A 12,991-nucleotide genomic window follows, 5' to 3' on the forward strand; every position below is an offset into this window, starting at 1 on the left:
TCGCCGCGAGCCGGTCACAGACGGTCAAGGGCTTCCTCGAGGTCGAACTGCTCCGTCGTCTCGGCGAAGTCGTCCGTGCGTCCGTTCGCCACCTCCGAGGCGTTGGTCGCGTCCGAGCCGGATGCGGGCTCCGCTGATGCGGGCTCTGACGTCGGCGTCACCACGCGCACGTGTTCGGCGTCGAGCGACTCCGCGGTCACCGTCGCATCGAACCGCTCGCGTTCCGTGGCCCGGCCCGTGAACGGTTCGACGTGCTCGACGCCGTCGACCGAACACGCCACCGCGAGACACACCGCCTCGCGGAGTCGGTCGACCGTCCCCCACCCGCTCGGCGGGACTCGGGGGAGGACCCGTTCGCGAAGCTGCCACGTCTCTATCACCAGCTCAGCGTCATGAGATGACATTACCCGACGTACGCCAGCCGTGAACGAGAGAGTTGTGGCCGCGCCCGGGCTTAGAACTGTTCGGCGACCGCGGCGACGACGGCGTCCTCCACGGCGTCACGCTCGCCCGAGAGGAACTCGATCTTCCCCTCGCGGAGGCCGGCCGTGGAGATGTCGGCAGCGGGTGCGATCTCAGCGGCACGCTCGGCGATCGCGCGGACAGAGACGTCCGCGGTCGCGCGGACGTACAGTTCGTCGGTCCCGATCCCGACCGTCGAGAGCGGCTCACCGTCGGCGTGACGACGGTGGAGGTCGTCGAGCAGCAGGGGCGTCGGCGGGAAGTCGTATCGGTGGGTGTAGCTGTCGGTGTCGAGGAGCGCGAACTCCACGCCGTCGACCGCCTCGGTGACGACGTTCGCGCTCGCGGTCTCGATCTCGGTTTCCAGCTTCTCGCGGAACTGCTCAGAGACGTGTGCGGCGAGGTCGCCGCCGTCATCGAACAGGAGATCCGTGATGAGCTCGCGTTTGTCCTGATACGACTGGTAGTAAGCCTCCAGCGCGACCGCCTCGCGGAGCTCGGCGACTCGTTCGAGGTCGTAGCCGGCGTCGCGTGCGAGGTCGACGTAGCGGTCAGGGGTGTCCGCCCAGTAGCTCACCGCAGGGAGGTGGACGAGGTCGTCGCGGACCTCGTCGTTGATGGCTGACGCGAGCGACGCGACGAGCGCGCCGGTCGAGAGGTCGTCGTCAACCGATTCGAGCTCCGGCGAGACCAGCGTGTCGACCGTCTCGCGGGTCTCCGGGTCGGCGACGGCGGCGTCGACCACGACCGCGTCGACGCCGTAGACGGAGAGCAGTTCGAGCCCGTCCGCGGACTCGACCGTGGAACCGGTTCCGACGAGGACGAACAGCGGGAGCTTCTCGTCGTGTCGATCCCGGTCCTGTAGCATTCGGGTGGCGTCGTTCGTCGCGTCGTTCATCCCGTAGACGGGATCCTCCAGCGGACGACGGGTGAAGTAGTGGTACTCCGCGTCGCTTTTGGCGTGCTCCTCGCGGATCAACGGGAGTACGGCCCGCTCGACCGCCGCCCCGGCGACGTAGCCGTCGGCGGTGGCGGGGTGTCGGACGACGACGGGGCGTGATTCGAGCACCGCACGCCGGATCGCCTCCGCGGCGTCCAACAACCCCTCGCCGAGCTCGGCGACCGCCTCGTCGCCGGCGAGCGGCGAGAGCCCCTCCGGTCGGGCCTCTGCCGTCAGCGCCTCCGCGAGTCGTCGGCGAACCGTTTCGGCCGCCTCACCGTCGAGGACGGCGAGCGCGTCGGTCTCGACCTGAAGGTCGCCGCGGCGGCGCTCGACCTCGCCGTCGATCCGGACCGCGTCGCCGATCTCGACGTCGGGGTACGCGCGGACGCCGGGCTCGACGAACGCGGCGGCGTCGACGACGCCGCTCTCGTCTCGGAGTTCGAAGACGGTCGGACCGCCGGTCTGACGCGCGCTCACGACCTCGCCCTCCAGCCGAACCGCGTCGCCGACGCGGTCGGTGAGGGCCTCGATGGCGACGCGTTCGAGCTCGTCGTCCTCGTCTCCGGCGTCGACATCGTCATCAGCGACCGCGATGTCGGCGTCCTCGTCGTCAGCGTCAGCTTCGATTTCGTGGTTGTCCTCGTCGTCAGTGCCGGCTTCGGCGTCAGTGCCGGCTTCGGCGTCGTGGTCGTCAGTGCCGGCTTCGGCGTCGTGGTCGTCAGTGCCGGCTTCGGCGTCGACCTCGTTCTCTGTCGCGTCGGCGTCCGCTTCGTCGTCGCTCCCGGCGGCGTCGGCACCGGACTCCTCGTCGGTCTCCGATCCGTCACCCTCGTCGTCCGCCTCCGGCGGGTACTCGGTGTCGCCGTCGTGGATCAGAACGCCGCGGAACTCGCGTTCGGTCTGTCGGATCGACCACGCGAGGTCGATGTTTCCGTTGTCACGGACGCCTTTCACCTGAACGAACACCTCGTCTCCGGGCTCCCACTCCAAGCTGTCGAGACGGCGGTCGAGTTCCGAGCGGTGGAGCAGTCCGGTGACGCCGGGTGCCAGATCGATGAACACGCCGAACTCGGCGTATCCGTCGACGACGCCGCGATAGAAACGGTCGGCGACGAGTTGGTCGGGCGAGTCTCCACGGAAGTCGTACACGACGTCCTGGTCGTGTAAGTTGTCCCAGTTCATGTCGCTGAGGTCGATTCGGTGTTTCGGCGTTCGGACGCGATGTTCTCCTCGTGACTGTCACGGGGACGATCGCGGACGGAGACGCTGCGAATGGCGCGCTGATACATTTATGTGTACCCAGAAGGTCACGCCTAAAACGGTTGTCGAAAGTCGACCGGTCCCCCTCAGTCGGAGACGCGGTTCACCCGCCGAACAGCCCTCGCGCCGCGGCGACGACTCGATAGCCGACTCCGTAGCCGAGCACCGCCGGTGGGGCCGCGGCGATCAGCGTCCGGATCGGGGTGGTCCGGTGGACGACGCTGACGCCGAGACACAACAGGAGTCCCGCGTAGACGCCACAGGCGATCCGGAGCGCGGGGATCGGTGGTCCGGCGAGCGCCATCGGTGCGCTCGCGTACGCGACCAGTTGCACGGTCTCGCTGACGCCCCCGCGGTCCCGGGAAGGCGATCGATCTCCGACGTCGATGCTGGCGACGATCAACGACACCGTCGCCACCGCCGCGGTCAGGTGGAGTCCGACCGGAGCCGCCAGCGCAGTAACGACCAGCACGACGACGACCGCCGAGAGGGCGACTGACTCGGCGATCGCCGGCACAATGCCCGGATCCGCGAGGACCCAGCCGATCGTGTAGGCGGCGGCCACGACCGCGGCAAACGTCAGCCCGGGCGCCTGGTCCCCGGGGCCCACTCCGTTCGTGAAGAACCGGCGCGGGCGAACCAGTACCTCGATCCACGCGCGAGTCAACCCACGGGGGCCGCGGGCGCGTCCTCCCTCCGGATCGGTCGTCCACGATGTCACGTCTCCCGATAGGACCGCCCGGAATAACGGGGTTCCGATCCCGGACGACCTTCCCACGGCTCCCCCGAGACGCTCTCGGAACGACTGATATCAGTGCTGATAGTCGGCGGGTAAACCCTTATACGAGCCCGGACGGAGTTGCCCACGAATGAACGGGTTCCGGGTCGACGACCGCGCTTTCACCCCGCTGGCGGGAAGCGGCGTCCTCGTCGGCGTCGTCGTGTTGCTGCTCGCCGTCGTCGGTGCCGCGGTGTTCGGACTCATCGACGGGGTCGCCCCGCCCGACGCCGAGTTCGAAGTCGAACACGAGAGCGGGGACATCGTCGTCACCGCGCTCGGCCCCGATCCGGTCCCCGCCGAGGAACTGTACGTCCGCGGAGAGGACCCGAACGAGGAAGTGACCTTCGGCGCATGGCCCGGCGACGGCGTCGTACGGCCGGGCGATCGGATCACGGTTCCCGAGGCGACCGGCAACGAGGATCTGGAGATAGTGTGGGAGCCCGTTGCGTTCGCCCGAACCGAGACGCTCGCCAGCTACAGCGAGAACGACGTCGACACCGACGGCTGGGACGAGGCAGACCCCCTCGGCTCCGACCCGCTCGACTGAGCGGCGAAGGAACCTCATAACCGTATCTAGTTACAAATATCGTTCGCGAAGCCGTGAGAGATTTCTGAACGCGTTCAAGTCGGTACGGCCCATACCCCGTTCAGATGCCGTTTTTTTCCGATCTCTCTTCCTCCCGTCGTCTCGAATTCGGCTCGAAGGAGATAACGGGGGCGATAGGGGATTCGCTTACGGTTCTCCCGCTGGTCATCGCGCTCGCGCTCCTCACAGACGTATCGCTCCCACACGTGTTGTTCGCGTTCGGGGTCTTCCAGATCGTCTGGGGGGTTGCGTACGGGTTGCCGATCTCGGTGGAGCCGATGAAGGCACTGGTTGCGCTCGCCATCGCCGGAGCTCTCACCTACGCCGAACTCGCGCTGGCCGGACTGGTTCTGGCGGTCGTCCTCCTCGCGATCGGACTCACGGGGACCTTGGCGAGTCTTGAGCGCTGGATCGGCGAACCCGTCGTCCGGGGCGTCCAGTTCGCCGTGGGGCTGCTCCTGTTGGAGACCGGTCTCCGGCTCGCGGGCGAGGACCCGTTTCTCGCCGGCGTGGGAGTGGTGATCGCCGCCGTGACCGTCCTCGTCGGCCATCGGAACGCCAGCGCGTTGGCAGTTCTGGCCGCCGGTGCGCTGGTCGCCGTCGGGACGGCAGGGCTCCCGTCGCCACAGTGGCCCGGTCTCCCGCCGGTGCCACCGATCGCCCAGGGGTTCACGCGGGGAACAGTTGAGGGCGTGTTCGCACAGCTGGCGATGACGATCGGCAACGCGGCGCTCGCCACCTCGCTACTGTTCGCCGACCTGTTCGACGAGGACGTCTCTCCGGACGACCTATCGACGAGCATGGGAGTAACGAACCTCGTTGCGGTCCCGATCGGGGGGATCCCGATGTGTCACGGCTGTGACGGCGTCGCCGGAAAACACGAGTTCGGAGCGCGGACCGGTGGAGCCAACGTCGTGTTGGGCGTGTTCTATCTCGGTGCCGTGTTCGTCGCGACGACGGCACTGTTGGGAGCGTTCCCGCTGGCGATGCTCGGCGTGTTGCTCGCGGTCGTCTCGGTGTCGCTCGGGAAGAGCGTGGTGCGCTCCTCGAACCTCGCGCTTTCAGCGAGCATTGGACTCCTGACCCTGTTCACGAACCTCGGCATCGCCTTCCTCGTCGGCGTCGTCGCCCATCTGGTGCTCGAACGCGTCTCACGGAGTGACTGAACGACCCTCGATCGGAGCGAGACGGACCACGAGGGGTCCCGCCCGCTATTCGACCGACGCCCACTCACCCTGCTCGTCCGAGCGCTCGATCGCGTCGAGCACGCACTGGACCCGATACGCCTCCTCGAAGGAGGGGGAGAACTCCTCGCCCTCCGCGACCGACGAGAGGAACTCGTAGTTCTCGTGGACGAACGTGTGCTCCCAGCCGAGCACGTGGCCCGGCGGCCACCAGTGGTCGACGTACGGGTCCGTCTCGTCGGTGACGAGGACGGTTTCGTAGCCGCGGGTTCCCTCGTGGAGCACTTCCAACTCGTTGAGCCGTTCGAGCGAGAACTTCAGACTGCCCTTCGAGCCGTGGACGTGGATCGTGTGGTCGTTCTTGTGACCGGTCGCGAACCGCGAGGCCTCGAAGGTCCCCGTCGCGCCCGACTCGTAGGCGACCTGCGCGCTGAAGGCGTCGTCGACGGTCACGTCACGATACTCCTCGATATCCCCGTCGTCGCCGAGCACGGGGCGCTCGTCGACGAACGTCGTGAGGTGTCCCGAGACGCGATCGATCCCGCCGACCGCGTCGCCGAGAAGGAACCCGGCAAGATCGATGGTGTGTGCGCCGAGGTCGCCGAGCGCGCCGGAGCCCGCAAGCTCCTCGTCCATTCGCCACGCCCACGGCGCTTCGGGGTCGACGAGCCAGTCTTGGAGGTATCGGCCGCGTACCTGTCGGATCTCGCCGATTTCGCCGTCCGCGATCAGGCCCCGCGCGTATCGGATCGCCGGCACGAACCGGTAGTTGAACGCGCAGCCGGCGGGCACGTCGGCGGCCGCGGCCGCGTCGCGCATCCGCTCGGCACCCGCAAGCGTGGGCGCGAGCGGCTTCTCACAGAGGACGGGTACGCCGGCTTCGAGCGCCGCGACCGAGGGCTCCACGTGGACGTGGTTCGGCCCGAGGTTGTAGAAGACGTCCACGTCCTCGATGGCGTCCGCCCAGTCGGTCGCCGTATGCGAGAAGCCGAACCGGTCGGCCGCCGTCGCGAGCGCCTCCTCGTCCCGCCCGACGAGCGTGTGCCGCTCGATCGCCGGCGCGTCCGGGAAGAACATCGGGAGCCGCGCCATCGCGTTGGCGTGCGCCTTGCCCATGAACCGATACCCCAGAACGCCGACCTTCAGCGGTGTGTCGGTCATCATCATGCCCAGTACGCCTCACCCGGTTCCGTCTCGAAGACGGCTCGCGAGAGGACGTCGACCGCCTTCTCCAGTCCCTCCCGCGAGGAGGTGAGCGAGTCCTCGTGTTCGATCGAGAGCGCCCCCTCGTAGCCGACCATCCGGAGCGTCGAGACGACGTCCTTCCAGTGGCTCTCGTCGTGACCGTAGCCGATGGAGCGGAACAGCCACGACCGGTCGGGCTCGTCGGTGTACACGGTCGTGTCGAGAACCCCCTTCAGGCGGACGTTCGACTCGTACACCTTCGTGTCCTTCGCGTGGAAGTGGTGGATCGCGTCGTGCTCGCCCAAAAAGCGGATCGCCTCGGTGATGTCGATGCCCTGCCAGTAGAGGTGTGAGGGGTCGAAGTTCGCGCCGATCCGCTCGTTGGTCGCCTCGCGGAGCGCGAGCAGCCCTGTCGGCTCGTAGACGAGCATGTTCGGGTGCATCTCGATGGCGACGTCGACGCCGTGGGCGTCGGCGTGCTCCGCGAGGTCGGCCCAGTAGGGGATCGCGACCTCGTCCCACTGGTACTCGTGGGCCTCCGCGTGCTCGTTCGGCCACGGGGCCGTGATCCAGTTCGGCGTCGAGTCGCCGGGTGCGCCCGCCGGCAACCCGGAAAAGCAGGTGACCGTGTCGACGCCGAGCTGGTCGGCCAGCTCGATCGCCTCACGCAGCTCGCGGTCGGCATCGTCGGCCCGCTCCTCCTCGGGATGTAACGGGTTGTTGTGGGTCGCCAGCGCGGAGATCCGGAGGTCGTACTCATCGAGCAGCTCGTCGAGCTCCGCCTGCGCGCGGTCGTCGTCGAGGTACGCCTGACGGTCGATATGTCCCTCCCCCGGCCAGCCGCCGACGCCGAGTTCGACCGCGTCGACCCCGAGGTCGGAGAGGTACGCGAACGCTTGGTCGATCGACTGATCGCCGAGTGGAACGGTTAGTACGCCGAGGTCCATACCCGGGGATCGGACAACCGGCCGAATAAGTGTTCAGGTAGTTTCCCGGCTCTCTCGATCCGGACGTTCGGATCCCGCACGATCCACGGTCTCCGGCGGACGAACCACATGAGGTTTTAACGGGTGGAGCGTGTATGACGGGTATGGGAATCCTCTCGCGCGCCTCCTACGTCATCCGCTCGAAGATGAACGCCCTCCTCAACCGGGCGGAGGATCCGACGGAGACGCTCGACTACTCGTACGAACAGATGCGCGACGAGCTCCAGGACGTCAAACAGGGTATCGCGGACCTGACGACCCAGAAGAAGCGGCTGGAGATCCAGAAGCGCAAGCTCGAAGAGAACGTCGAGAAGCACAACCGACAGGCTCGCGAGGCGGTCCAGCAGGACCGGGACGACCTCGCGCGGAAGGCCCTCGAAAAGAAGAAATCGAAGATGAGCCAGATCGAGGAGCTGGAAGGACAGATAGCCGAGCTCAACGGCACGCAGGAACAGCTCGTCGACAAGAAGAACGAGCTCCAGAACCGGATCGAGGAGTTCCGCACCAAAAAGGAGACGATGAAGGCCCGCTACGAGGCGGCCGAGGCCTCCTCGCGCGTCTCGGAGGCGATGACCGGCGTCGGCGACGAGATGGAGGACGTGGGCCGTTCCATCGAACGGGCCGAGGAGCGGACCGAGGAGATGGAGGCGCGCGCGGAAGCGATGGACGAGCTTCAGGACTCGGGGGCCTTCGAGGACGCGCTCTCCGACAAGGACGACATCGACCGCGAGCTCGACGGGCTCACGACGAACAGCGAGGTCGACTCCGAGCTGGAGACGCTGAAAGGCGAGCTCGGAAAGGCGGACCCGCCGGCCGAGAACACCGGGGAGAGCGAATCCGCGACCGACGAGGAGATCGACGCCGAGCTCGACGACCTCCAGACGGACCTCGACGAGTCGGATCTGGAGGCCGATCTCGAGGACGACGATCTCGATATCGACTTGGACGAGGAGGTCGAAACAGACGTGGAGCTGGAGGAGTCGGAAGTCGACGCAGACGAGCCACGAAACTGAGACGCTGATACCGGGTTTTGATCGCGTCCCGTCGCTCCCGACTATCAGCCGTGCGTGTATCCGCGATCGGGGAGCGCGTCACCGTCGACGGTGACGCCTCCATCGGCACGCGTGACAGTCCCGACTCGGGTAAGACCCGCGGGACACGTCTCGCGAAGTCTTTCGATGGCGTCCGGCGGGACCGTACAGACGAGCTCGAAGTCCTCGCCGAAATGGGCCGCCAGCTCGAACCGGTCGGCGGTGTCGCTCGTGGCGTCGTCGGTGCCGCTTCCTTCCACCACGTCGTCGACGGCGGGATGAACCGGGAGGGCGTCGCGGTCGAGCGAGACGCCGACCTCGCTCGCCTCCGCGAGCTGGTGAAGCGACCGGGCGAGGCCGTCCGAGGAGTCCATCATTGCCGTCGCGGATCCGGCGAGGACGCGACCGTCGGCGACCCGCGGCGTGAAGCGAAACAGGTCGTTCGCACGGTCGACCGCGGCCTCGGTTCCGCGCTCGAACAGCCGAAGCGCCGCGGCCGACCGCCCGAGTTCCCCGGTGACGCAGACCGCGTCGCCGGGGTTCGCCCCGGAGCGATACACCGCTCCCGCCGCCGTCACCGATCCGATCGCGGTCGTCGCGGTGGTGAACTCCGTGTGGGTGTCGAGGTCGCCGCCCACGTACTCGCCGCCGACGGTCTCACAGACGTCGACCGCGCCGGCGACGAACCGGTCCAGCTCGGTCGGGTCGAACGCCTCGTCGGCGTAGACGGCCACCGCCGCCGTCGCTTCGGCCCCCATCGCCGCCACGTCCGAGAGGGACGCGCCGACCGCGCGCCAACCGGCGGTGTACCGGGTCGACCCGGGCGGAAAGTCGGTTCGCTCGTGGAGCATGTCCGTCGTGATCACCGTGTCGTCGACGACGGCCGCGTCGTCGCCAGCGTGCGGGAGGTCGGCGGCGAGTCGTCGAAGGGCGTCGCGCTCGTTCACGGGGGAACGCACGGCACCCGCACGAATATAACGGATCGGTCCGCGAGGACGCTCGACCGAAAGCAAGTGTGGTTCGCGGTAGCACCAACCAATTAAGGAGATAAGACAACATATCGTACATTATCATGATCTATCGTTATGTTTATTATCCCGTCGCCGGACGTTCCGGTTACGATGTCAGTACCAGTACGCGGGCGCACGGCGACTCGACGGACGAACGGATCGAACGCGGGACCACCACCACGACCACCCATACGACCGGATGATGACACCTAACGACACGACACCGACCGACCCGGCACCAACCGACACGACGAACCGAGCCGAAACGAACGCCGACGATCGATTCGCGAGCGAGTCCACAGACGCCGCTCGCCGCTCTGCTCGGACGCGCGGACGGACGGCTGCGTCGACAGCGGTCCCGATGGCGGCGGGGCGCTCGGGGCCCCGCCCCGACACGACGACGTTCACGTGTGGCGCGCGAGAGCGACCCGCCGACACACGGACGGGGTAACCGAACCCCCCTCGTCGACCGAGAGCGGCGGAGTTTTCCGCCTGCCGCCCGCGCTGGTGGTATGGACGACGATCTCATCGACGAGGCCGGCATGGCCCGATCGCGGTACACCCGCCTCCCGGGCAAGGGGTTCTTTTATCCCGATTCGCTCGACGACGAGCGTGCGGAGCGGCGCGCGCGCGAGGCCATCGAGGGCAGCGAGGCGGTCGTGATCGCCGACGGCGACGCCGACGGACTCGCCTGTGCGGCGATGATCCGCGAGACGTACGACGCCGCGCTCGACGTCGAGGCGTTCGAGGCAGCCATCGCCGAGCGACTGGCTGACGGGGACGAGGAAGAAAGGAACGACGAGGATGATGGTGTAGGAACTGAGGACGACGAGGATGATGGTGCGGGGGCCGAAAGCAACGTCGACGATCCCACCGAACACCCTCACACGCTCTCCTCGGTCGGGTTGGTGCCGGCGGGGCCGTACTCGCTCGACACCGCGCTCGAACGCGTCGTCGCGTACGCGGACGACGACATCGATCTGTACGTCTGTGACCTCTGTCCCGACGAGTTCGAGCTGATAGCCGACCAACTCGAATCACTCGCAGGCTCGACCGCGTCGATCCGGTGGTTCGACCACCACCAGTGGGACGAGTCGGTCGCGGACGCGGTTCGGGAGGCGGGCGTCGACCTGACGATCGGCGAGTCAGACGAGGAGTGTACCGCGGACGTGACGCTCCGGTCGCTCCCGTACGAGTTCGAGGACCGATGGAGCGAGTTGGCCGTCGTCACGCGCGACCACGACCTCTGGATCAAGGAAGACCCCCGCTCGGACGACCTCGCGGACTACTCCTACTGGGCCGGCAGCGAGGAGTACGCGACCGTCGTCGGCGCGTACGGCGCGGACCTCCCGGAAACGGTTCTCGAATACGTCGAGTCCCGTCGGGTCGAGAAGGCGGCCCGAATCGATGCCGCGGTCGACCGAGCGATCACTCACGAGGTGGGCGACTGGCGCGTCGCGGTGACGTACGGCCGGTGTTCACAGAACGAGGTCGCCGAGACGTTACGCGAGCAGGGGGCCGACGCCGCCGTGATCGTCAAACCCGCCGGCTCGGCCTCGATCCGCGGATCGGAGGACTTCCAGCACGCCCACGAGGTCGCCGACAAGGTGAACGGCGGCGGCCACCCGCAGGCGGCCGGCTGTAAGCCGGATATCTACGACGATATGCTGGATTACGCCCATCACTGGACCACCGACGGGCAGGCCTGTAAACGCGTGATCCTCGCCGCGTTCGAGGCGGTCGCCGAGGAGGTCGCCGCCGGAGAGACCGACGATATCCCTGACGACGACGGGTAGCGGCCGACCGCGGTCGACGTAGATCCGCTAGCGCTTATAAATACGAGAGGTCGATTGAGCGTGTTCGTGTCGTCAGCGGCGATCCGTGACCGACGGTGTGAAGTTCCGATCAGGTGGCTCCGTTGAAATCAGTAGAAAGTGACGTTTCTCTCTCCCTGCGGCCAGTACAGACGCGGTCGTGAGTGATGGCGGGAGTGGGTCTCGCAATACGGTTTGGTAGGTGTTTATAAGTGGGGTACTGGTGTTGCTGGCGGCTGTTTATAAGTAGATGGTGCTGTGGTGAGCGGCTCTGCTTCTCCAGCTGTTCATTTATAAGCGGTTAGCGACAAATCGTCGGTGAAGACTTCCAAAGCCCCAGCCTGCTCCGGTCGAGGGGCTCGCTGCGCGCTCAAAAGGGCTCGCTATGCTCGCCCTTTTGAGTGCTTGCGTCACCCGTCTTCCCGGAGCAGGCTGCCCCTTTGAGCCCCACCCCGCACAGCACCCGCACCTCACGCCTCCCCAGCCTCGCCGGAACGGCGCTTAAAGCGCCGTTCCGGGCTCCAGCGAGAATCGAAGATTCTCTGGCAGCCGGCGCGCCACCGCGGTGTTCATTTATAAACGATCGTCGCAGCCGCTCACAGTCCTTTTAAATACGATCACGTTGCTGCCGATTTGAGAGACCCACTCCCGGAATCGATCACTACGCACTCGTCACCGAACGGGTGTTTCAGACAGTATTGTATCTGAAAACGGGTTTTCAACGAAGCCACGCAGGCTCATAAACGCCGTCGAACCGAGTCCGCTCGTTACGACGACGTCGGCGACATGCTGATGTTCAGGCTCTTCTGAACGAGCTGGGTGAACGCCATCGAGCAGAAGAAGTACCAGACGATCCACATCTGGATCGGCCCGATGATCCCCGTCTCCCAAGTGATGCTTCCGGCGAATGGGACGACGAGCTCTTGGGCAGCGATCGCCGGGTAGGCGGCCTCCGCGCCGCGGTAGCCGACGACCCAGAACATCCAGAGGAACGCCGGAATGGTGAGAAACATGATCCACACCATCGGGCGGAACTGCTCCTTGAACATCCCGAGCTGATCGCCCATCGCCTCCATCTGCTCCTCTTGGATGGCGTCGAGCGCCTCGTCGTCGTCGCGCTCCTTCGCCTCCTTGCGGCGCTCTTGGATGTCCTTCATCCGGTCCTGATACATGCTCATCTTCTCCATGTCCATCAGGCCGGCGCGCAGAAGCGTCGAGTACAGCCCCGTCGCCAGCGCGAGCACCATGATGACGACGTAGAAAGGAACGATCCCCATCAACGGCCCGAAGACGAGGTCGATGGAGCCGGCTATCAGGTTCCGGACGGGCGCGACCGCGTAGCCGACGAACGCGCCGAGCGTCGCGACCAGCGCCAGCTTGTCCCACTTCGTCCACGACGTGGTCTCGGGCGTCTCGAAGTCGCCGCCGCTCGTGAGGTCGTCGTCCTCCTCCAACCCCTCCTCGATCCCGTCGAGGTCGGCGATCGCGAAGCCGGTTTCCCCGTCGACGAGGATTTCCTTCTCGATGAGCCGGCCCCACTGCCCGCTCGTGATCTCGTCGCGGACGTCCACCCACTGGACCTCGCCGTCGTCGGCGCGATCGAGGACGACCCCGAGTGCGTCCCGCATCTCGCTGTCCTCCCGGACCAGCGACCGAACCCGCCGTTCGACCTTGCTCATTACAACACAGTTCGTAGCCGATGGTTAAGAACCTTGTAGGATCGTCGTCTACACGGTCGGTATCATAGAT

At 66.6% G+C, this 12,991-nt stretch carries 11 protein-coding genes; 4 read left to right on the forward strand and 7 right to left on the reverse strand.

Annotation, left to right across the window (positions count from 1 at the left end):
- Positions 1-14: 14 nt before the first annotated feature.
- From J2751_RS03380 to J2751_RS03390, 3 genes are all read right to left on the reverse strand, one after another.
- On the reverse strand, positions 15-404 hold the full coding sequence (locus J2751_RS03380; RefSeq protein WP_209483144.1) for a hypothetical protein: 390 nt from the start codon (positions 402-404) through the stop codon (positions 15-17).
- Between the two features lie 50 nt (positions 405-454).
- The gene (locus tag J2751_RS03385) at positions 455-2,587 is read right to left on the reverse strand and encodes a DHH family phosphoesterase (protein ID WP_209483146.1); all 2,133 of its coding nucleotides are present in this window, start codon (positions 2,585-2,587) and stop codon (positions 455-457) included.
- Positions 2,588-2,768: 181 nt separating this feature from the next.
- Positions 2,769-3,386, reverse strand: a complete 618-nt coding sequence (locus J2751_RS03390) for a YIP1 family protein (protein WP_209483148.1) — start codon at positions 3,384-3,386, stop codon at positions 2,769-2,771.
- 148 nt (positions 3,387-3,534) lie between these two features.
- On the opposite strand from J2751_RS03390, the gene J2751_RS03395 reads away from it, so the two are divergent.
- Together J2751_RS03395 and J2751_RS03400 are read left to right on the forward strand one after the other, a co-directional pair.
- Positions 3,535-3,993 carry a type IV pilin gene (locus J2751_RS03395; protein WP_209483150.1) on the forward strand — a complete coding sequence of 153 codons (459 nt, stop codon included), beginning with the start codon at positions 3,535-3,537 and terminating at the stop codon, positions 3,991-3,993.
- Between the two features lie 104 nt (positions 3,994-4,097).
- Positions 4,098-5,198, forward strand: a complete 1,101-nt coding sequence (locus J2751_RS03400; protein WP_209483152.1) for a putative sulfate/molybdate transporter — start codon at positions 4,098-4,100, stop codon at positions 5,196-5,198.
- Positions 5,199-5,243: 45 nt separating this feature from the next.
- Here the strand turns inward: J2751_RS03400 and J2751_RS03405 are convergent, their stop codons facing one another.
- Together J2751_RS03405 and J2751_RS03410 are read right to left on the reverse strand one after the other, a co-directional pair.
- Positions 5,244-6,377 (reverse strand): Gfo/Idh/MocA family protein, encoded by a 1,134-nt coding sequence (locus J2751_RS03405; RefSeq protein WP_209483154.1) that lies wholly within the window; start codon positions 6,375-6,377, stop codon positions 5,244-5,246.
- A gap of 2 nt (positions 6,378-6,379) precedes the next feature.
- Positions 6,380-7,348: a sugar phosphate isomerase/epimerase family protein gene (locus J2751_RS03410; RefSeq protein ID WP_209483156.1), complete on the reverse strand. Its 969-nt coding sequence runs from the start codon at positions 7,346-7,348 to the stop codon at positions 6,380-6,382.
- Between the two features lie 143 nt (positions 7,349-7,491).
- On the opposite strand from J2751_RS03410, the gene J2751_RS03415 reads away from it, so the two are divergent.
- The gene (locus J2751_RS03415) at positions 7,492-8,400 is read left to right on the forward strand and encodes a PspA/IM30 family protein (RefSeq protein ID WP_209483158.1); all 909 of its coding nucleotides are present in this window, start codon (positions 7,492-7,494) and stop codon (positions 8,398-8,400) included.
- A 44-nt stretch (positions 8,401-8,444) separates the two neighbouring features.
- Here the strand turns inward: J2751_RS03415 and thiL are convergent, their stop codons facing one another.
- Positions 8,445-9,365 (reverse strand): thiamine-phosphate kinase, encoded by a 921-nt coding sequence (gene thiL, locus J2751_RS03420; protein ID WP_209483160.1) that lies wholly within the window; start codon positions 9,363-9,365, stop codon positions 8,445-8,447.
- A gap of 575 nt (positions 9,366-9,940) precedes the next feature.
- On the opposite strand from thiL, the gene J2751_RS03425 reads away from it, so the two are divergent.
- On the forward strand, positions 9,941-11,224 hold the full coding sequence (locus J2751_RS03425; protein WP_209483162.1) for a DHH family phosphoesterase: 1,284 nt from the start codon (positions 9,941-9,943) through the stop codon (positions 11,222-11,224).
- A gap of 785 nt (positions 11,225-12,009) precedes the next feature.
- On the opposite strand, the gene J2751_RS03430 is transcribed toward J2751_RS03425, so the two are convergent.
- On the reverse strand, positions 12,010-12,921 hold the full coding sequence (locus J2751_RS03430; RefSeq protein ID WP_209483164.1) for a DUF106 domain-containing protein: 912 nt from the start codon (positions 12,919-12,921) through the stop codon (positions 12,010-12,012).
- Positions 12,922-12,991 lie beyond the last annotated feature (70 nt).

Source organism: Halorubrum alkaliphilum, from assembly GCF_017873815.1.
Classification (GTDB): Archaea; Halobacteriota; Halobacteria; order Halobacteriales; family Haloferacaceae; genus Halorubrum; species Halorubrum alkaliphilum.